General features: G+C 39.1%; 19 protein-coding genes. 8 read left to right on the forward strand and 11 right to left on the reverse strand.

From position 1 onward, the window contains the following. Positions 1 to 106: 106 nt before the first annotated feature. The 6 genes from EFY79_RS11610 to EFY79_RS11640 form a co-directional block, all read right to left on the reverse strand. On the reverse strand, positions 107 to 850 hold the full coding sequence (locus EFY79_RS11610; RefSeq protein WP_123120889.1) for a hypothetical protein: 744 nt from the start codon (positions 848 to 850) through the stop codon (positions 107 to 109). A 210-nt stretch (positions 851 to 1,060) separates the two neighbouring features. After that, a complete protein-coding gene (locus EFY79_RS11615) occupies positions 1,061 to 1,543 on the reverse strand; it encodes a cupin domain-containing protein (protein ID WP_123120890.1) in 483 nt (160 codons plus the stop codon). Between the two features lie 18 nt (positions 1,544 to 1,561). Then, a complete protein-coding gene (locus tag EFY79_RS11620; RefSeq protein ID WP_123120891.1) occupies positions 1,562 to 2,758 on the reverse strand; it encodes an FAD-dependent monooxygenase in 1,197 nt (398 codons plus the stop codon). 38 nt (positions 2,759 to 2,796) lie between these two features. Beyond that, positions 2,797 to 3,243, reverse strand: a complete 447-nt coding sequence (locus EFY79_RS11625; RefSeq protein WP_148041907.1) for an ester cyclase — start codon at positions 3,241 to 3,243, stop codon at positions 2,797 to 2,799. A 545-nt stretch (positions 3,244 to 3,788) separates the two neighbouring features. Next, positions 3,789 to 4,718, reverse strand: a complete 930-nt coding sequence (locus EFY79_RS11635; protein ID WP_123120894.1) for an STM4504/CBY_0614 family protein — start codon at positions 4,716 to 4,718, stop codon at positions 3,789 to 3,791. Between the two features lie 361 nt (positions 4,719 to 5,079). After that, entirely contained in the window at positions 5,080 to 5,604 is a 525-nt protein-coding gene (locus tag EFY79_RS11640; protein WP_123120895.1) for a hypothetical protein, read from the reverse strand. Positions 5,605 to 6,112: 508 nt separating this feature from the next. On the opposite strand from EFY79_RS11640, the gene EFY79_RS11645 reads away from it, so the two are divergent. Further along, positions 6,113 to 6,361 carry a hypothetical protein gene (locus EFY79_RS11645; protein WP_123120896.1) on the forward strand — a complete coding sequence of 83 codons (249 nt, stop codon included), beginning with the start codon at positions 6,113 to 6,115 and terminating at the stop codon, positions 6,359 to 6,361. On the opposite strand, the gene EFY79_RS11650 is transcribed toward EFY79_RS11645, so the two are convergent. After that, a complete protein-coding gene (locus tag EFY79_RS11650) occupies positions 6,358 to 6,756 on the reverse strand; it encodes a hypothetical protein (RefSeq protein WP_123120897.1) in 399 nt (132 codons plus the stop codon). The genes EFY79_RS11645 and EFY79_RS11650 overlap by 4 nt on opposite strands. Before the next feature lie 163 nt (positions 6,757 to 6,919). After that, positions 6,920 to 7,342: a hypothetical protein gene (locus EFY79_RS11655; protein ID WP_123120898.1), complete on the reverse strand. Its 423-nt coding sequence runs from the start codon at positions 7,340 to 7,342 to the stop codon at positions 6,920 to 6,922. Positions 7,343 to 7,734: 392 nt separating this feature from the next. Here EFY79_RS11655 and EFY79_RS11665 point away from each other — a divergent pair, with 392 nt between their 5' ends. Beyond that, positions 7,735 to 8,373, forward strand: a complete 639-nt coding sequence (locus tag EFY79_RS11665; protein ID WP_148041908.1) for a fibronectin type III domain-containing protein — start codon at positions 7,735 to 7,737, stop codon at positions 8,371 to 8,373. A gap of 522 nt (positions 8,374 to 8,895) precedes the next feature. On the opposite strand, the gene uxaC is transcribed toward EFY79_RS11665, so the two are convergent. Further along, positions 8,896 to 10,296, reverse strand: a complete 1,401-nt coding sequence (uxaC, locus tag EFY79_RS11670) for a glucuronate isomerase (RefSeq protein ID WP_123120901.1) — start codon at positions 10,294 to 10,296, stop codon at positions 8,896 to 8,898. Between the two features lie 30 nt (positions 10,297 to 10,326). Further along, positions 10,327 to 11,703, reverse strand: coding sequence for an MFS transporter (locus EFY79_RS11675; RefSeq protein ID WP_123120902.1), 1,377 nt, complete (start codon positions 11,701 to 11,703; stop codon positions 10,327 to 10,329). A gap of 699 nt (positions 11,704 to 12,402) precedes the next feature. On the opposite strand from EFY79_RS11675, the gene EFY79_RS11685 reads away from it, so the two are divergent. The 4 genes from EFY79_RS11685 (at position 12,403) to EFY79_RS11700 (ending at position 17,272) form a co-directional block, all read left to right on the forward strand. Beyond that, entirely contained in the window at positions 12,403 to 13,392 is a 990-nt protein-coding gene (locus tag EFY79_RS11685; RefSeq protein WP_148041909.1) for a hypothetical protein, read from the forward strand. 281 nt (positions 13,393 to 13,673) lie between these two features. Beyond that, entirely contained in the window at positions 13,674 to 14,840 is a 1,167-nt protein-coding gene (locus EFY79_RS11690) for a patatin-like phospholipase family protein (RefSeq protein WP_123120905.1), read from the forward strand. 3 nt (positions 14,841 to 14,843) lie between these two features. Then, a complete protein-coding gene (locus EFY79_RS11695; protein ID WP_123120906.1) occupies positions 14,844 to 16,265 on the forward strand; it encodes a TRAFs-binding domain-containing protein in 1,422 nt (473 codons plus the stop codon). A 50-nt stretch (positions 16,266 to 16,315) separates the two neighbouring features. Continuing rightward, positions 16,316 to 17,272, forward strand: coding sequence for a toll/interleukin-1 receptor domain-containing protein (locus EFY79_RS11700; RefSeq protein WP_123120907.1), 957 nt, complete (start codon positions 16,316 to 16,318; stop codon positions 17,270 to 17,272). A gap of 17 nt (positions 17,273 to 17,289) precedes the next feature. On the opposite strand, the gene EFY79_RS11705 is transcribed toward EFY79_RS11700, so the two are convergent. Next, positions 17,290 to 18,639: a glycoside hydrolase family 140 protein gene (locus EFY79_RS11705; protein WP_123121108.1), complete on the reverse strand. Its 1,350-nt coding sequence runs from the start codon at positions 18,637 to 18,639 to the stop codon at positions 17,290 to 17,292. A 143-nt stretch (positions 18,640 to 18,782) separates the two neighbouring features. On the opposite strand from EFY79_RS11705, the gene EFY79_RS11710 reads away from it, so the two are divergent. Together EFY79_RS11710 and EFY79_RS11715 are read left to right on the forward strand one after the other, a co-directional pair. Next, a complete protein-coding gene (locus EFY79_RS11710; RefSeq protein WP_123120908.1) occupies positions 18,783 to 19,205 on the forward strand; it encodes a secondary thiamine-phosphate synthase enzyme YjbQ in 423 nt (140 codons plus the stop codon). A 293-nt stretch (positions 19,206 to 19,498) separates the two neighbouring features. Beyond that, positions 19,499 to 21,700: a hypothetical protein gene (locus tag EFY79_RS11715; RefSeq protein ID WP_123121109.1), complete on the forward strand. Its 2,202-nt coding sequence runs from the start codon at positions 19,499 to 19,501 to the stop codon at positions 21,698 to 21,700. Positions 21,701 to 21,712: the final 12 nt, after the last annotated feature.

The following is a 21,712-nucleotide window of genomic DNA, read 5'->3' on the forward strand; positions in this document are numbered from 1 at the left end:
CAAATCCTCCTGACGACATCTCCATATTAACCGGTTTCGTTCAACATGCGGCTTCATTGTTGGTGCTACGCACCCAACGAAGCCTTAGTTGTTGTAGGCTGGCATTCTAAAAATTAGTATCTGAAAAATGTTCAAGGTCGTCTTGTTCCAATTCTTTTTTTATCTCTTGAATTTGTCGTTCAAGTCGTCTTTTGTCTAAGATGTACTCCTTTATTTCTATTTCCCCTTTGATACGTTTGTCGAATAAATCAGAAAGTTCTTTTTGAAGATGTTTTGCATTTGTCTCTTTTTGCCGAAGAACAAAAAGTTTTTCTTTGATTTGTTTTACTTGCTCGGTTTCAATAAAGTTTTTGTCAGAAGATGTTACAAAAGAAACTTCACCACGTTCTTCAGAAATGATTTGCTGTCCGGTTTGAAGTGTTGGGGGTCTGCGAACAATTTGCTTGAAATTTTCCGTTTCAATTAAAATATCACCAATATGTGTTTCAATGCGCCATTCGGTTTTGCCATTTTGGTTTATTTGTCTGTGTAAGTCAGCAATCTCAATGTAATTATAAAATTCGTTGCTTTCTAAGTTAAAGCTAAACCTCACCGGTGTCTTGAAAACAAGGGTGCAAGGAGCAACCCAAAATGAAAACCAATTATCTTGATTTGGTTGAACCCACTTGAAAATGTAGTCTATATCAAAGAAAAGGTCTTGGTCAATCTTAAACGCATAAATTAAACTATCATGCCAACCTAAAGTTTCAAAGTCAGCGTCTGTCCAAATCCATTTGTCTAATTGATAATCTTCCAAAGTTAGAATTTTCTGCTTGCCTACAACGGTTACGCATTGGCGATGGCTGGGCATTCAATGAATTTTCAGCCGGAACAAAAGTACAGTAAACGAACAAATAGTTGAGATTTTGATTCATGGCTCAACAGAGAATTTTCAGCCCGGAACTACAGCCCAATAGCGAACGAAAAGCTGATGAAATGCACGTCACCCCAGCTATTGCCAATGCACCTGTTGGGCGTTCGCCAAACTGTCTATAAATAGTTGTCATTGGAAATGTAAGCGTCAGTTAGCTTTCAGCGGTTCGCCAACGATCTTCATTCGATGGTCGGCAAATACTTTTGCTATTTCTTCTTTCGATGGTGGTGAGTTCCACTTATCTGTAACTGCAAAGAATTCTTCAATTTTTCCAGAAGGCATGTAAGAAACAATGGTTCTCGCTTTTTCAGTAATCTGCACAAATGCGTGTGGTATGTTGCGTGGCAGAAAAATAGTGTCGCCAGCTTTTAAATGAAATTTGTCGTCACCACATTGAAATAAATATTCTCCTTCTGCAACAAAAAACCATTCATCCTGGTCAGGGTGAATATGTAGTGGTGGCCCACCGTTCGGCGTTTGTCCTATTTGTTCAAAAACTGCTAAATGATTTCCTGTGTCTTTGCCTGATATTTTGATATCAAGCGTATTCACGGTAACGCCTTTCATTTTATAGTGAGTGCCAAATCTTGCCTCACCTGAAGCAACTTTAAATCCTTTTTCTGTGCGCATGTGATGATGTTTTAGTTTTCAATACTCTTTCAGTTTCAACTTGTCATCTGAAAATTGTTTAATAAACAGTTTTGAAAAAAACGGAAGAAACATCAGTTTGACTATGAGATTACGCATCCATATTCCAAAATTGCTTTTAGGCACAAACGACTTTGCGAAATTTTTCGCTATTCGTTGTTTATCAGCAATAAAGGGTTTGAAAATGTTTTCATATTGGGCAAATGCAACTTTGTGATTTCCGCCTGCTTCTTTTAATTCACCCGCCAGGATATACGCACCAACCATAGCAAGTGTAGAACCTTGCCCCGATAATAATGACGGGCAATCACAGGCATCACCTACTAATGTTACACGATTTTTTGACCAATTGTTCATCAGAATTTGACTTACCACATCAAAATAAAAGTCAGATGCAGTATCTATTTTTGATAACAAGTCAGCGCATTTCCAGCCTGCATTTTGAAATTCACTTCTCAAAATTTGCTTTTGTGCTTCTATATTATTGTGTTGATAGACTAATTTTTGGGATGAAGTGAAAATGAAAAAAGTTGTCGTTTTATTTCCATTGGTTGAATAAACCGCAGCTTGTTTACACGGAACATTATACATCTCAAATGCTTTACCATTATGGATATCATCTTCAATTGTAAAAGAAGAAGTGTAATATCCATAGTATTTTTCAAACTGAGCTTCATTGCCGAATACCAGATTACGGACATTTGAATGTAATCCGTCCGCTCCAATAACCAAATCAAAATTGCGAGTTCCTCCGTTGTGAAGCGTTACTGTTACTCTATCCGTATGTTGTTCAATTTTATCAATCGTATCCCCAAAAATTATTTCAATGTCTTTATCAAGATGATTGTAAATAATTTTTGCCAAATCGCCACGCAGCAAAGTGAAAGCACGGCCTTTCATCATCTTCTTAAGTTTTTGATAATTCATTCCACCTTTTCGTTTGCCGTTTGCATCAACAATAGAAAGCTCTATGATTCCGAGGTCTGCTTTATCCAGGTCGCGAACAATTCCCATTCGCTCTGATACATCAAATCCTGCACCCCAAAAGTCAATGGCATACCCGCCCTCGCGCAATTTTGGTGCGTGTTCTACAATGGTTGGATTGAAACCGAACCTTTTTAGCCAATAGGCAAGAGTAGTTCCTGCAATTCCGGCTCCTGATATTAGAATGTTCACATTGTCCATTGATTTTGTCATTTTATCATTGTGGACAGTTTTTACTATAGTGATTCGCCTCAGGAACGAAATAAGCTTATAATTTTCATGATTATTTTTGGGGGCGGCTTCATACCGAGTTGTTCCAATAATGCCAACCGGTCGGGAACGCCCCAGTGTTCAATTAGCTTTTGATCCCTGAATCGTAAAATATCTATGACAGTAATTTCAAATTTTTTACCTGTCGGCGGTAAAGGCCCAAATTGATCTTTATGCGTACCTCTGGCTGTCATACGGCCCCATACCTTATCATCACGAGTAATTAATTCTTCTATCACAAATGAAAGGTCAGGGAAAGCTTGATGCAGGCTCCTAATTGTCTTTTTGACTCCTTCGACATTCGGCGGGTCAAAACCATATTGATGTTCTACAAAATCAGGCGCTGCATATTTATCAAAAACCGTTACATCGCCTTTGCCGAAACCATCTTCAATGAAGATTCTGAATAACTGTTCATTTGAAAGCATGTAAATAATTTTTATATTCGGTAATGTTTTTTTATTGCAGTCATACAATAGCAATTTAGTAAATTACTTTAAATTACTATATTAAATGTGTGGTTCCTCCAATTCCGGCTCTTTAAATCAATATGTTTTGTTCTCTAGCATCATATTATACCTTAAAAAGCGAAATTTGGGATTTATCAAACTATTAGTTACGACTCTCTGGCAAGTTTGCTATGTCTCACTTCACTTTAAATGGTTTGTTTGTTCGCATTGCGCCCATTTGATTTGATTTTTTCAAGTGTAACTAAAGGAATTGTCGCAATTAAAAATGTGCTATTAAGCCTTGCTCTCATTGGTGACGCCCAACGGCCACGCATTTATGCAGGCATGGAATTAGAATTCCTTTCTGCCCGAACCGTTGCCAAATTTATAATTAAAAGTTCATTGTTATTCCTATCGCTCAATAAAGTTCCTTCTGCCCGGAACTGCTGCTGAAAGATGCACCAGTGCTCACTTTTAGCACTTCTGCCAGGCTTGCATAAATGCGAATGTTAGGCACAGTAGTGTTATGTTAGTCCGCTCTGTTCTACTAAAAATATGATGTTTGTTCCGGCTAAATTTAGAGCGTATCGTGTCATTTCATCATCAACTTTTTGTGGTGTTTGACCTTGTCCATGACCTCCCAGTTTATTTCTTATTGTCGGAATCCCACTCTCAAGTAAATTCTGCAAGGAAGTAAATTGATTTTGTGTAAAAATCGGAACTAATCCATTTTGAAAACAAATCTGTATTAATTTTTTTGATGTATCGGTTGAATTAAATAGCCAATTTTTCTCTTTACAAATAACTTTCATTGTACTTTCAAACGCTTTTAAACATTCCGCTAAACATTCCTTATTTCTACCGTGACGATAATGTTCGTGAGCTTTTAAATACTCTTCATTTGCACCTTTAAATTTATCGTTCCATAAAAGAGCAATAACCGGTTTCGTTATTTGTGTATGTATATAAGTTGAATCAATTCTAATAATTTCACCCCCATCAAATGAGTAACCAATGCCATGCTCTTTAAATCTTTCATTTAACTCAATAATTGCCTCATCAGGATTGATTTTTGAATTAGAATGATAGGAATATTGATGAAAATTTTTTCTTAAAACATCATCAATGTATTTAAATGAAAGTTCGATAACGTCTAAGGCCTTTTCTGTTTCTGTCGTTTGCAATAAAAAATTTAAAACCTGGGCTTGTGAGCTGGCTTTATAACTTTCCCCCAAATGAAAGACACCATACTCTCTGCAAAGTGTCTGCTTAAAAAATTCAAAAATATCATGAGCGTGATGGTCGGTGGAATACCTGTCTTCGCCAATTACATCCTTAATAATATGCACTATTTGAATCCTCAGAGGTTGAGATATGTCATCAAAGGTGAATATCTCCGGAACTTCTCCTCTAAGTCTTTTTTGTCGTTTTGAAAAAAGGTCGAATGTTGGCATTATTTAAAATTATAGTGCTGTTGATTTACTATTGTGCCTAACGATACGCATTGGCGATGGCAGGATATTCAATGCTCGTCTCGCCCAAGCGTCAGCCGATAAAAGAACTAAAAGTACAAAATATGAACAAAAGTCCACCATAGTATTTTCAGCCGGAACCAGAAGCCAGTAAACGAACAAAAAGCTGAGATTCTTATTCTTCAGCCATGCTATCGCCAATGCGCTTGTAAGGTGCTGGCCATGAAGTGTAGAACTAAAAGTTGATTATATAACCTATCGCTCGGATGTATTTGTTTTTTTTGTGCGGCGGAGCAAAATATATTTATCATGTTTCATAAGGTCATTAATAATGTCAATAAATTTATTTTAAAGTATTCGTATCTAGGAAGTCTTTGTTCTGGTTCGTTGGTATGGTATCTTGTTTTGTCGAAACACTATCTGCCGCAAGATTTACAGTTCCACCATGTTTTACTTTGTCTTGGTTATCTGCACTGTCTTGGATGGTCGTTGGTGTTGATAAATTACTTTTATCGTCGTTAGGGTTAAACGTCTTAAAGCATAAAATAATGAAAGTCGCAACAGTCACACAGGCAAGCCCGTATTTTATAAAGTCATCTCGTCTTTCTTTTTTTGCTTTTGTTACATATCCTAAATTTACAAGGTCAGTCATAGTAGCAAAACCTGCATCTGTCATACACAGTGTCTGCAATTCATTGTTGCGTCTTAGCATTCCCTGTCCGACTAAAAAGTTGATGTTGTTTTCGCAAACATGGTATGATGCGATGTCGTCCCAAATGCCTTGTTGCAAATCACTCCACTTTATAGTTACGTTACCAGTAAATTTTAGTAGGATTTTGTCAAGCAGTATAGCCTTGTCAATTTTCATTTGCTGTGGAAATTATAAATGTCTTTAAAGAAGCGTTGGTAAAAAAAAACAAATACAGTGAACCGTCTGATGAACATAGACCTAATACGGCTTGCACCTTACTCAAAAATAGCAGAAAGTTTTTATACCTCATAACCTTTTCCACAAAAAAATATCTTTCTTCATTATCAATCAGTTAAACTACTTTGGCGAAATACAAATTAAAAAAAAATATCTTTCGTAAAGCCAACTTTTTATTTTTTTAATAATCCTTCTATATCCTCTAACGGACTCAATATATTTATTAGATCCTCTTCCGCGTACGTGTATTTATCCCAGGCCGTGTCTACTCGCAGCTTTGTGCATATGCAGGACACGGCCGTGCTGAATTATTCACTGTTAATAGGGTATTCGCTCTGCATTCCCCCGATGTAATATTTTGCCGAACTATATCTGTAATCCACCGGATTTTCCACCAATCTCCACACTCCAAGAGAAGCTAAATTATATTCACAACAATCCGTGCAGTGTGCCCAATCATCTGCATGTGCCTATTGATTTTTCAGCTTCCTCGAAAAGTATTAATGCAATAGTTAGTAATGGGAAAAGGTTTATGGCTTACGAACTGGTGAAAAGATTACAAAAAAGTGGAAATGATGAATGGCTAAAAAAGCTTATGCAGGCAGTAGCAGCTTCGGATAAAGACAGGGGAAAGAAACACCAGGTATTTAAGAGATCATTTGATTGTAAGTTAATAACAACAAACCACTTCTTTTAAGCCGAAAGTAAATTCTCAATGCCTCCGTAAAAAAGAAGTTTACCTAAGAAAATAAGTCCAGCCAAAATGCAAATAAATAATGAAATATAAGTTCCGGGGCTACACTTCAATGTTGTCCGAATAATGGTTTCAACTTCTGTTCGTTTTTCAATTTGTCCAAAAAGTTTTGATGCCAATCTTGGTGAGTTAACATTTGCGTTTAATCGGATAAGTTGAACTGTAAAATCTTTCCCGTCAAAATATTTCAGCATTATGTTACTTGTGCTCCATAATCCAACTGATTGAGGAATGTTGTTAATCGCATTGAATACTTTCTCTACCGGAAAATTTAATTCATACGATTTGTGTTTGTCTTTGAGAAAGGTTAAGAATTTAATTCTTGAAAGAAAACTCATGCGGTTAAAGATGTTGAATATGTTCAGCAGTGTTTCAATGGCAGCTTACACGCTAATTTATGTTATAAGACGCTATCCGTAAAAAAAAATTGTGTTTAGAAATCAATTGTTTATCATTATACTTTTTGGATTGTTATTAGGACAATCCATACCAAAATTATTTTTAATATAATAAATTAATGAATAAAAAGAAATTTTTCACTTTTTGCCGGTTTACTGGTTCCAATAAAAACCAGTTGCTTATCTCTATCTTAGTCCTTGTTTCAAGCCAGGAACGGCGAAAACCAACGTATGTCTTCGTCACAAACGGATTAGTTAAGAATAATAAAGGCAAAACATTCTTTCGGAGCCCCTTCCCTTTCTTAAAAGATGCCAAAACATTCTTTCCGGGAGCCTTCCCTTTCATAAAGTTTGCCAAAACATTCTTTCCGGGAGCCTTCCCTTTCATAACGGTTGCCAAAACATTCTTTCCGGAAGCCTTCCCTTTCATAACGGTTGCCAAAACATTCTTTCCGGGAGCCTTCTCTTTTATAAAGGTTGGCAAAACATTCTTAACGGGAGCCTCCCCTTTAATAAAAGATGGCAAAACTTTCCTTCTTTTTTGGGCTTAAAAAAAGCGCGGATTTGTTCGTTTACTGTTGTGTAGAAAAATAAATTTGAAACTTTAACAAATAAAGAGTATAACCGCGCACACCAGCCATGTGGATTTTACTGTTTTTTCCGCGCAGATTTGCCCTATTTTATTAATTTTTTTATTTTTTATTTTTTCCCTGAAGGCGGTTTGGTGGCGTCTTTCACGTATAAAGTTCCGCGAAAGAATATAATATTAATCTTCCATATTTCCAAGCAATATGTGCCGGGGCAAGGGGCTTGCAAAATTACAAAAAGTGATATTATTTTGTTCCTGTTGCAACGATGATCGTTGAACCCCGGATGCGACTTTTGGTCCGGGATTTTATAACCTAAATCTTAATGCTTATGATAACAGCATCAGATTTATTCGACGGTGTAGTGATACGGCCTTACAGGTCATGGTCGGACATTACACTGTCCACAGAAACCACGAGGATTCAGTTATCCATGACGGATAACGCCTCGTTTCCCTCTCCCAGCCCCACGATGGAGGTGTTTTCAGCAGCCGTGGGCGCATACGTAACGCAGCTTGCCAAAGCCGCTACGCGCGACGCCAACGCGATTGCCGCCAAAAACGCCCGCCGTGCGGAACTGATTGCCCTATGCGAACAACTGGGCAACTCAGTAACCAACACTGCCTACGGCAATGTGGAAATGCTGGTGAGCACGGGCTTACCCCTGAGAAAGAAGCGCCAAAGCGTAGTGCTGTCGGCGCCTTCTAACCTGGGAATTACTAACGGTGTAAACTCCGGCGAGCTGGATGTAAGGGTAGATCGCCAAAAAGGCGCTACCGGTTATAGCTTCGACTACACGGAGGATCCTTTGAAAGAGGATAGCTTGTGGGTGCAAACGCTTTGCTCCACCAGCCGCTGCACCATCAAGGGCCTTACGCCAGGCAAAAGATACTGGATCAGGCCCGTGGTGATCGGCCCGAAGGGCCAAAAAGTAGTTGGCGATATGATGCTTAGCCCATTTGTGCAATAGCAGCCATTGCTTTCTGCTTTACCTTACCGGGAAGCCGCTTCATTGTTTGAGGCGGCTTTTTTTTGGCAGGGTTAAATGGTTTATTTGTTTATTGGTAGGATATTCTTAAACCAAGAAGGTTTCCAAAACCTTCTTGGTAACAACAAAAGTTTAGAGGGCTTAGGTGGTTAATGCCGTCTTAATCTCCCGAGAAAACTACAGACGTGTCAAATTATGTATTCGAGGTAAGCTATTTTTTTGATTTCTTGTTATTGAATAAAGACCATAATGCTATAATAGCAAGTATTACTACTAATGGAACAGGAAGAACCCATCTTGAAAATAAAAAAGTCATTTCTTGTTTTTTCTTCTTCTTTAAACCAGGAAGGTTTTGGAAACCTTCCTGCTTTTAGTAACGCAATAAAAGTTTAGACAGTTTAGCAGGTTTAGATGGTTTAGAGGCTAAACTTCCTAAACTATTCTAAACTATTCTAAACAAAGTTTAGAGGGTTTAGCGGGTTTAGGTGCGTTTATAGGAGCCATTTACCATTTAAAGTAGTTCCTGGCGTTGTTACAACAAATGTCACTGACTATTTTCCCGGTCCAGTCAAGATCATTCGGTAGTTCTCCGTTTTCGATTTCTTCACCAAATAAATTGCACACAATGCGGCGGAAATATTCATGGCGGGGATAAGAGAGGAACGATCTTGAATCGGTAATCATGCCGACAAATCTTGATAGCAGGCCCATGTTGGACAATGCGTTTAATTGTTTGGTCATGCCATCCTTTTGATCAAGAAACCACCATGCAGATCCGAATTGCATCTTTCCGGGTATGCTGCCATCATTGAAATTGCCAGCCATCGTAGCAAACACTTCATTGTCTGCCGGGTTCAGGTTATACAGAATTGTTTTGGTCAATTTATCTTCCGCGTTTAATCGCCCCAGAAATTTGGTCAATGGCTTTCCCTGGCGAAAATCTCCAATGGAATCCCAGCCTGTATCAGTTCCTGCTAATTTCAACTGCAGCAGATTATTATTTCTAAAAGCGCCTACATGATATTGCTGCACCCACCCTTTTTCCCAATCCCACACGGCAAACGTATACAGCATTGCCGATTTGAACTTCAGGTTTTCATTTTCCGATAATAAGCTTCCTGAGCGGATTTTATCAAAAATATTTTCAATTTCCTCATTGGTATAATCTTCCGCGTACGTGTATTCCAGGCCGTGATCAGACAGCGAACAACCCATTGAGGCGAAGAAATCGTGACGTTGCTTTAAAGCATCCAGGTAAGAATGAAATCCGGTAATTTGAATGCCGCTCACTGCTTCGAGTTTTGCCACATAATTATTAAAGTCAACCGGGTTATCCACATTCATCGCCTTGTCAGGCCTAAAGGCAGGAAGTACCTTGATTTCGAATCCATCATCTTTTATTTTTTGGTGATATTCCAGGCTATCAGTCGGATCATCGGTAGTGCACACAACTTGTACATTCATTTTTCTCAGAAGATTCCGCACGGAATAATCTTTTGTCTGTAACTTTTCAGTGCATTCGTCATAGATTTTTTTCGCACTCTCCGGATTTAAAATTTCGTGAACATCAAAATATCGTTGCAATTCCAGGTGCGTCCAGTGATATAGGGGATTGCGTAAAGTATAGGGTACCGTTTCTGCCCATTTTTCAAATTTTTCATAATCGGTTTTATCTCCCGTACAATAACTTTCGTCAACACCATTGGTACGCATTGCACGCCATTTGTAATGATCACCGTACAGCCATATTTGGGTAAGATTTTCAAAGTTGATATCATCGGCAATCTGCTGCACCGGAAGATGGCAATGATAATCTATGATGGGCATTCCTTCTGCAAAAATGTGGTATAGCTTTTTTGCAGTTTCTGTCTGAAGCAAAAAATCTTTGTCTAAAAAGTCCTTCATGATATTGTTCTGATTTTATGATTGAATTCCTTAATCTTCTAATTCTATGCGCTTAAGCCTTGGCGCAAGAAAGTGCATTAATACCCATGCTATCAGGTACGCAAAACCGCAAATGATAAACATAACAAAATAACCTGCATCGAGGTCGCCTTTTGCTTTATAAAAATCAAATAATTTTCCGGCCAGGAATGCAATCAGCATTCCCCCGACTGCGCCGGCCATGCCGCCCATCCCGGTTACAGAGGCTACTGTCTTCTTCGGAAACATATCGGAAACAGTAGTGAAAATATTAGCTGACCACGCCTGGTGCGCTGATGTGGCAATTCCTATGATAAATACCGCCAGCCACATATTTAGTGAACCCAGGTATTGTGCGAAAACTACCGGCAGCACCAGGAAGGCATAAATCAGCATTGATGTTTTGCGTGCACGGAAAACAGGCCAGCCTTTCTTTATGAAATTGAGTGGCAACCAGCCACCCCAAATACTTCCCACAGTAGACATCGTATAAACTATTGCCACCGGCAATGCAATATCAGTACCCTCAAGGCCATACTGTGCATACAGGAAAGCGGGCAGCCAAAAAAGATAAAACCACCAGATTGGATCAGTAAGAAATTTTCCTATTATGAAGGCCCAGGTCTGGTTGTATTTTAATAATTTAACCCAGGGAACTCTTTTATGTATTTCAACATCAGAAGCAGCGTCTGAATTTGCTTTCAGATTTTCAGATTCATCTAAATCGCTGTGAATATAATCATATTCGCTCTTTGACAATCTTTTTTGCCTGGCAGGTATTTCATAATAAATAAACCAAAATATCAGCCATATTAATCCAAATGCCCCGGTAAAAACGAAAGCTTCCTGCCAACCCCACTCTACCACAATGAAGGGCACTGTTAACGGCGCGAGGATGGCTCCGACATTAGCGCCTGAATTAAAAATTCCCGTAGCATAAGCCCTTTCTTTTTTGGGGAACCATTCAGCAGTGGTTTTGATAGCCGCCGGAAAATTGCCTGCTTCACTGATTCCCAATGCTGACCGCGCGATAAGAAAACCAACGGTGCTTTTCACGAGCGCATGCCCCATTGAAGCAAAACTCCAAACAGCAAGCGCAATTGCATAACCTAATTTTGTACCCACCTTGTCGATAAATCGTCCTGCAATCAACATCCCAACGGCATAAGAAACCTGGAAGGCAATCACTATATCAGAATAATCCGATTCAGACCAGTTAAACCGTACTTCAAGGTCATTTTTCAAAAGGCTAATTACCGATCTGTCGAGATAATTGATAGTAGTTGCAAAAAATAGCAGGGAGCAGATCGTCCACCGGTATTTGCCAACCTGTTTATTTACATTAGCAGCAGTTGTCGGATAATTGCTTGTCGAAAGGTTTTCAGGCATTGTGATTATTTAGAGTGAATAATGAAATTTCAATTCATGCAGTGCAATAGTTAAAGATTACAAATTAGTAAATCTTTTCAATAGTGTAAATTGCTTTTGTTTCATTTCGCCTCAAATTCAGACGCAGAAGGCATTTTCGTCTAATATATCCAATATCAACAACACAATTATTTATACCAGGCAATTTATATATCGAAGCAATTCACCGTTCATTGTTTGCAAGTGTAATCATAGAATCGCTAAAAACAATCGTATTGGGTAACTTTTTTTTATGCAAACGTTGCCAGTTCAAAATAAAAAACCGTTTTATTTCTTCGTTTACTGTATTTGATTTCAATCAAAAAATTAAAATCTGCCCCAAGTTTAGATGAATTCTTGTAGCCGGTTGGTGGGGACACCAACCGGGGCAGCACGCCGTGGGCGGTGTCCCCACCGCCCACAAGCAGCACGGCAACGCGACAATTTTAAATGCGCCCGCCGCAAGTTTAGATGAATTTATACAGCTTAATTTCTATAATTTTATGAGAAACAGGGAAGATGATTCTGAGCCGGTTCAATGAAGGCAAAAAGAAATGATTTCTATTTCGCATTGTATTAAATTTTATGCATTCATCACAAAATATTTCGATGAGAGTTTTCTTGTGTGGCATTGCTATTGCTTTAATGATATTTTCCTGTTCAGAAAAGAAATCCCCTGTTATGAAAAAAGAAAAAAAGATACATGAAGAATTAACCCGGATTTCAAATTTGCTGCAGGATACTGACTTTGCACTGCAGATAGCCGAAAGTCAGGATGCGGCGTATTTGAAAGCGCAGGCACAAACGCCGCCTGAATTTTTGAGTGAGCAGGAAGAAAATAATAACATAACAAAAAGTGTAAAGGAGGAAAAAATTGCTACCAATGTTGCCGCATTTTATGCAGTTGAGTGCGGCATAGGCCTTTTAAGAAATCAACATGGCGGAACGCCCGCGGAATGGCTTAATAAAATTGTAAACCATCAATTAAATTCCAACGAAAATTTGATGTTAAATCGCTTCGCAAATGCCACCTGGAAAGCGGGACAGCCTTTTCGCCGATTAGCAAGAATTAAAAAAGATAATTTTATTTCAGCAGTCTTTTTATCTGAAGAAGAAGTAGCAAAAGACTATGCGCAGGTGAATGCCGCCGCAGAAATCCTATTACCGGCGATGCAATCCGTTGCGGAAAAAAATTCAGATGCCCAATTACAAATGCTTAGCGAATTATTGCAGAGTAAACAATTCGCCCTGCAAATGGCAGAGCACATCGAGGCCGTTTATTATGAAAGCATTCATCAGCCGGTTCCGGAATTTCTTAAAGATGGAGAAGATACCGCTACTTTGCAAAAAAGCTATAAAGAAGAAAAAATTGCTATCAACCTTGCTGGCTTTTACGCACTGGAATGTGGCCTTAGTTACCTTGCTACGGCAAAGGGTTTGGCGCCCTCTGATGTATTACAGTCTATCACGAACGATAAGTTAAGCAAGGAAGATAAAGAAATACTGGAGCGGTTTGCGAATGCTACGTGGAAGGCGGGGCAACCATTCCGCAATCTCGACCGCATCACACGAAAAACATTCACATGTTTCGATTTGCTCCCTCCGGAAGAAGTGGAAAAAGATTGGATGCAGATAAAAGCCGCCGCGGCAAAATTATCAGGCGCGTTATAAATAGTACATTGTACTAAAATTTGTCTACAAATATTTTTTGATTGAATATATTTTCAATAATTTACAAGTCTTACTTGCATTCGCCTTGACAATATCCCCTTAAAGACACGTCCTTCACTGAATTATCACCAAAAATTTCGTTTATCTGGTTACAGCAAGCAGTAAACAGATAAATATTGTTAAAAAAACATCGCGAGACTCAAAAATATTGTGATCGTTATACCATTCATTTTTTGCAACAAACAGAAGCCTCTTTTCATCTTTAATTAAAACTTACATTCATGACGAAAGCAGATCATCTAAGCAACAAAACTTCTCCCAAACGTATACTGGCGCTGGATGGCGGCGGAATACGCGGTGCGCTTACACTGGGATATCTTCAACGGATTGAAGACATTTTACGTAAACAACATGGCGATGAAAAAAGCTTTCGCCTGGGCCAATATTTCGATTTAATTGGAGGCACAAGCACAGGCTCTATCATTGCTGCTTGTCTTGCGATTGGGATGTCGGTGAATGAAATCAAGACGATGTACATGAACCTTGGCGAAAAGATTTTTGCCAAAAAATATAAATGGTGGAAAATTTTTGAAATTGACGACCTGGTAAGAGCAAGCTATAATTCAAAACCGCTGGAAGAAGAATTACAGAACGTTTTTGGAAGCGATACCACGTTAGCAAGCGACAGAATCCTGACAGGGCTCTGCATCGTAGCCAAGCGCGCAGATACCAATAGCGTATGGCCATTAATAAATCACCCGGATGGAAAATATTATGACAGTGTGGATGGCAGAAATAAAGATATTCTTCTTTGGAAAGCGGTAAGGGCAAGCGCGGCGGCGCCTACTTATTTTTTACCGCAAATCATTGATGTAGGGGGCGGCCTTTCAGAAGCTGCATTTGTGGATGGCGGAGTAAGCATGGCTAATAACCCTTCACTCCAGCTTTTGATGGTAGCTACGATGAACGGTTTTCCTTTTAAATGGAAATGGGGCGAAGATAATTTGATGATTGTTTCGGTTGGTACCGGCATGGGCCGTTGGAAAAAAATTCCGGCGGATGTAAAAAAGAATACACTCCTCAATTGGGCTTCGCAATTGCCCGATATGCTGATGCAGGACGCGAGCTGGCAAAATCAAATGCTGCTGCAATGGCTTTCCAATTCACCCACGGCCTGGGAGATTGACCAGGAAATTGGCAAACTTGACACGGATTTTATCGGCAGTTCAAAAAAAGACAAAGGCCTTATCAGGTACCTCCGGTATAATATATGGCTTGATGCGACCACGATAGCGCCATTGATGAATAAACAATATTCCCCAAAAGAAATTGATGGATTGGTAGAAATGAGCAATGCAGCCAGCAGGTTTGAATTGTATGATATAGGTGCCAAAGCAGCAGTAAAAGAAGTAAGTGAAACACATTTTCCTGATACTTTTAAAATTTAAAATATGGGACCATTATGTTTTGTGCTTATGCCCTTCGGAACCAAATCAGACGGCATCAAAAAAGAAATTGATTTTGATAAGGTGTACAACAGCTTTATCAAACCTGCTATTATCAAGGCTGGCCTCGAACCCATAAGAGCCGACGAAGAAAAGAGCGGCGGCTTTATTCATAAACCCATGTATGAGCGACTGATGTTTTGTGATTTTGCCGTTGCTGACCTTAGTTTTGCCAACGCCAATGTCTTTTATGAGCTGGGTATCCGGCATGCGTTGAAACCCTACACTACTGTAAGTATTTTTGAAATGAATACGAAGCTGCCTTTTGACACGGCTGCTTTAAGAACCTTTCCTTACAACTTTGAAAATGGAGAAGTGCAGGACTTAGATTCAAAAATTACTTCACTTGCCGGCCTCATAAAAATAAACTTGGATGTACAAAAAGCGCAAGAAGACAGCCCGATTGGCCAATTAATCACCCAATATAAATTTCCTGATCTCAACTACCTGCAGCAGGATGCCGATTCGTTTGCCGATAGTGTAATCCAGTTAAAAAATCAGAAGCAAACATTAATTGACCTGGTGAAACAATGGAAAGCCCTTGACAAGTCAAAGGGAGAAGCTACGACCGATGAAGAAAAAAATAAAACTGAATCGGATAAAAGAGCCATTGTTGATCAAATTGTGCAAATTGAAAAAGGCGAAGGCGATGGACTGCAATATAAATATGATCTTCTTTATGCAATTATTGATGCCTACAAAAGTGTGAATGCTTTTAAAGAGATTGTCAGCATGTTGAAACCTTTGACAGACGGGAGATACAATGAGAATATTTATTTAAAACAACAACTTGGCCTTGCCTATAATAAAACCGGCAACCGCGATGATGCGGAAGCCATGTTAAAAACAATCACCGACAAATATGGCCCCGATCCGGAAACAACAGGACTGCTCGGCGCCGTTTATAAAGGAATGATGGATGATAACAAAAAAGATGTGGACATGAGCGCCGAGTACCGCAGGCAGGCGATTGATACTTATGTGGAAGGTTTTGAATCAGATCCGAGAGATTATTATCCTGGTATTAACGCGCTTACGTTGATGTATTTAGGAGAAGAGAAAGATCCGCGCTTTGAAAAGTTTTTACCAATAGTAACTTATGCTATAGAAAGGCAGCTAATATTGAAGCCTAAAGATTACTGGACACAAGCTTCTGGGCTTGAGATTTCGGTTTTGGCCTTGAACGAGGCGGATGCACGAAAATATTTTGCAGCAGCTAAAACCTGCATTCCTGAAAACTGGATGAAAGAATCCACTGCAGCTAATCTGAAAAAAATATATGACAAAGCAATAAGGGCAAGTGATGAACAAAGCCTGCAATGGCTGAAGAATATTATAATGGGACTCGATCCCGAAATTTTTGGATAGCAATGGTTTAATACACCAATTTCTGTAAAACAGATTGTAAATTATAAAGTATGTCAAACTATCTTTACTTCCTGCATGAAGAACAAGGATTGGACAATCGCTTTAATGTTGAAAACCGCTCTGGTGAAGGTTATAACATTGTTGGTTTAGATGATTGGAAGAAATTAATTTCCCTTCTGCTTGAATTGATTTTTTCTGAACAAGACGAGCAAAGCATCGCCAGGCGACGGGATACCAGAATTAACATCCTGCGTGAATTGACAGAAATCACAAACAGCAACTTCAATATTTATGAACAGCAGGATTTATTGGAAAATCGTTCTGCAGAAGAACTGGTGGCAACCTTATTGTTGATGCGCCTCAGAAGATTTCCCACTTTACCAAAAAATAAATGCCCGCGTTTATTTGTTTCTCACCGGCGGGATGATGCAAAATTTGCGCTTCGCATCGCCAAACTTGCAGAGGAAAACGGTTTTGCTTATTGGGTGGACGTGCTCGATCCAGACCTTAAAATGCTGCAACAAAAAGGAGTTCCTGAAAAAATTATGCCTTTGATAACAGCATGTATTATAGAGTTTGCGTTGATTAATTGCACGCACGTTATAGCATGCCTTACCGGCGAATGGCGAGGCTCAATGTGGATACCGTATGAATATGGCAGAATTAGAGAATTACCAGCATTAAACGTAAATGCCTGTGCATGGATTCATCCAAATCTTATAAAAAATGATTTCCCTGAGTATATGCTGTTAGGCGAAATTTCTTTAAATGAAAAACAGATAACAACGTGGCTGGAAACTGAATATAAATTCAGTAATAAAAATTATTGTCATTTGGAAAAAGAGGATACAAAAGTCTTTGATGGAATAGAAGAATTGCCGGAATTGAGTGACGTTGACATTGAAAATAAACGAAAAGAATTCGACCAGTGGCTTCGTGAAGGTATGCCGTTGAAAGAAGATATTATAGCTCCTAAAACTGTTACATTTAAAAAACCTCGTGAATAATTTCTTTAAAAAAAAAATCAGGGCTTCGGGTAATTTTTTGAAGCGTTATCCATCACTAAGACCCAATCCTGTCCATAACCTGAAGAGGGAGGAATGAATTTTTTTGTGCCTTTATTTTCTACACTATCCAAATCAACAGTTTTTCCATCACGTGGATTATACCAATATGCTTTTAAAATATTTCCTTCGATTTTATTCAACAAAACTGTAAAGGGTTTCCCTTCTGCAGTATAAATAAATGCATAATTATTTCCACGCGTGGCTTGTATTCTTTCTGAAGGAGCCAGGTTATTTTCCACAATCAAAGATTGATCAGGAATTCTTTCCAACATAGGATGCGATTCAATTAATCGCCTCACGAACTTCATTTGATTAGCGCCGCGCAAATTCATCGCATCCTGCCAATAGAAATGAGGCCCGTTCACGGCTTCATGTTCTGGAGAATAAAACTGCCAGATGTCGTGGCAGCCATAAGTGTTGCCAAATGCGCCGGCAAAAACATCGAGATAAGCATTTTTTCTTACATCATAAGCACTGCTTGTGCCGAGGTCTTTTACATTGAAACAAATCGGATGATCTTCATAAAGGCTCTCTCCATCTATCACCGGTTTTGCGGGAGAAAGATGATAAGCAAGCTGAATATTATCATACACTGCGAGGTCGCGGCAGTGGCCGGTTTGAAACATATTAAAGCTCAGCCATTGCTGTTGATGAAACCATGTTGCCGATCCTGAATCACTCGGCTGGGGATGAAAACTAATGATTGCTTTTCCATCGGTAGCCTGCATAATCCCCTCTCCCATTGCATTCCAAATTGCCACATCATTTGCATTTCGTGGATTCCTGTCTCCGCCTAATATCCAGATAATATTGGTTTTGTTTTTATAACGGTTGCCAATCCATTTTCCATAAATTTTCGCATTTGCGGTGTCAAAAATAACGGGGCCTGTTCCCCAGGTATTTTTATAAATTTTATCGCCCCACGTTGGAAGCATCGCAATGTTAAGATGATACTCATTTGCTTTATCAACCACATAATCGACTTGCTTAAAATAAGTTTCATTAGGTTTGGTAGGATCATCATCAATCAAAGGTTTGTCGCCATTGGCGTTGGGCGTATGCAAACCATCAAGCTCTGCAAGTACCACGGCCTGGATAACCGTAAAACCTTGTTCGGCTCTGCGTTGCAGGTATTCATTCGCTTCCTCTTTTGTAAGCCGGTGAAACAATTCCCAGGCGGTATCGCCCAACCAATAAAAAGGTTTTCCATCTTTTAAAAGATAACGATGGTTGGAGCTAATGGAAAATTGGGCAGAGGAGATTTTAGTAAAAAATAAAAACAAAAATGGAAGAAAAAGTTTTTTCATTACGATGTCAATTGTATGCAATCGCATGAAGATAAAAATAAAAAAATCTCTTTTTATTGGTTTACTGCATAAAGGTTTTATTTGTGTAAGCTTAAAAGGCAATTGAGTATTTTTTACTTTTGGCAATACTTTTATATTACACTATGAAAATTCATCAGCAACACATAAGGCTTAAAGAAAGAAAGCGGGGTTTTCATTTGATTACTTCAGAAATAGAACAATCTCTTCCAGAACTCCGTGATATCAGGAAAGGTATTTGTCATGTTTTTATTCAGCATACTTCCGCATCTCTGGCTATTAATGAAGATGCAGACCCCACGGTGAGAAAAGATTTTGAATATTTTTTTAATAAAATAGTACCTGAAGGCGATTCAAATTACATTCACAATTATGAAGGCGATGATGATATGCCTGCGCATCTGAAAGCCGCTATCCTCGGCAGTTCTGTTTCAATTCCCATAACAAACGGACGATTTGCGTTAGGCACCTGGCAGGGAATTTATTTGTGTGAACACCGCAACCAGGGCGGCTCCAGAAACATTGTTATTACTGTTGTGGGAGAATAATTGGCGTATGTTGGTTACCGCGAATGGGATAACCACCTTCCGGCAGAACAGTGTTCATCAGGGGTGCAGCCAGAATTAATTATGCAACGGAAAATATAAAACGGCATAACTATAATGAGGCAGTAAGAGTAGATATTCCACGGTAAAATCTTTTAATCCGCAAGAAACTCTATCAGTAAAGGAACAAATAATCAGGTTTTTTATTTTTAGTTATACTGATGTTTCAGACGTCAGACGACTTTTTTTCATCTCAACATGACTATTTTTTAATGCTTGTAAAAAAAAATATAGCAATGATCAAAACCATAATTTCAGTAGGTATTTTTTTAAACCTTTCTGTAAACGCACTGTATGCACAAGCGCCTTCCAACGCGGATAAACAGATTCAACATAAAGAGAAAACTGCTTTTCAAACCAGCAGCCCATGGATTCCGCAAATAGATGTTCGTTCTGATATAGCGATTGTTTACGGAGCTGGTGACCGGCCAGAGATGACTTTTGCGCAGCGGGTACAATCCTGGCGCGACCGCGGTTACCAAACTGATTTTATGACCGGCATCGCCTGGGGTAATTACCAGGATTACTTTCTCGGAAAATGGGATGGCAAAAACCATTTGGGAGAAGGCCAGGTGCAGCGCAATGGCGATACGATATGGCATGGAAAAAATGTTCCTTATATCGTGCCAGTTGCTTCTTTCATTAATTATATGAAGACTGCCATTGTAAAAAAAGTAATTGATGAAGGGATTACTTCCATCTTCCTCGAAGAGCCCGAGTTTTGGGCAAGGGCAGGCTATAGCTCTGCGTTTAAAGACGAATGGCAAAAGTACTACGGCTTTCCCTGGAGGGCTCAGCACGAATCACCTGAAAATACTTACCTGTCCAGCAAGCTAAAGTATGAGCTCTATTACAATGCAATTAAAGAAGTATCTTCTTATGCAAAAGAATATGGAAAAAGCAAAGGGCTGAACGTGAAAGTATTTATCCCTACTCATTCACTGGTTAATTATTCCTCGTGGCAAATAGTAAGCCCTGAAGCGAGCCTTGCATCCTTGCCTGGTATTGATGGATATATTGCCCAGGTATGGACCGGCACTTCAAGGGAGCCGGTATATTACAACGGCAAAGAAAAGGAACGGGTGTTTGAGAACGCATTTCTCGAGTACGGCTCAATGGTTTCGATGACAGCGCCAACCAAAAGAAAATTGTTTTTTTTAACGGATCCTATTGAAGACTGGCCGCGTGATTGGCAGGATTACAAACAAAACTACCAGGCCACGTTTGCAGCAGAGCTTCTGTATCCAATGGTAGCAAATTATGAAGTAATGCCGTGGCCTGAAAGAATTTATACCCGGCCTTACAAATTAGCCAACAGTGATAAAAAAGTTTTAATTCCAAGGTACTATTCTACTCAAATGCAGGTAATGGTCAATGCATTAAATTATATGCCTGTAAGTACGAACCGGATATCAGGCTCAAAGGGAATAGGCGTACTTATGGGAAATTCATTAATGTTTCAAAGGTTCCCCACTCACGACGGATTTGAAGATCCGCAATTTTCCAATTTTTATGGCCAAACAATGCCCTTGCTAAAATCCGGGGTGCCGGTAGAAACGGTTCACATGGAAAACCTGAATTATGCAGCTACATTAAAAGATATAAAAGTGCTGATAGTTAGTTATTCAAACATGAAACCTGTTTCACCAAAAGTTCATGAATACTTAGCCGACTGGGTAAGTAAAGGCGGAGTGCTTATCTACTGCGGCAGGGATGATGATCCCTATCAAAGTGTGATGGAATGGTGGAATACCAAAGGCAATCAGTATAAAACCCCTTCAGAACATTTGTTTCATCTTTTAAACTTAAAAGTTAATGATTCAGGTACACAACAATTCAAAGTAAAAAAGGGAACCGTATATGTCATTCGCAAAAATCCAAAAGAGCTTGTAATGGAACCAGGCGGCGGCAGCGATTTTGTAAATACTATCAAGAAAGCTTATGAAAATGATGCACACGCCGGTAAATTAATTTTTAAAAATTCTTTCTATCTGGAAAGAGGCCCTTACGATATTATTTCTGTAATGGATGAAAGCGTGAGTGATAAGCCATTTGTTGTAAACAGGCCTGTGATAGACCTCTTTGATCCGGAATTACCGGTGCTTTCAAAGAAAACAGTAGAGCCGGGACGCCAGGCGTTTTTGTATGATCTGTTGCGGATCAAAAATAAAAAACAACCGCAGGTATTGGCATCTGCTTCCAGGATTTATGACGAGAAAGTAAAGCCAAATGAATATTCATTTGTTTCTAAAAGCCCGTTGAATACTACCAACAGCCTCCGCATTTTATTGCCACATGAACCTGCAAAAATCTCTTTGAGTGATGCAAAAGGGCAAGCGGTGAAGATTATAAAAACATCGTGGGATGCTTTATCACATACTACTTATCTTAGTTTTGAAAACGATCCTGATGGTACCTCCGTTAAATTAGAATGGTAGGGAAATAAAAAA

It is taken from the genome of Hanamia caeni (genome assembly GCF_003721595.1).
Classification (GTDB): domain Bacteria; phylum Bacteroidota; class Bacteroidia; order Chitinophagales; family Chitinophagaceae; genus Ginsengibacter; species Ginsengibacter caeni.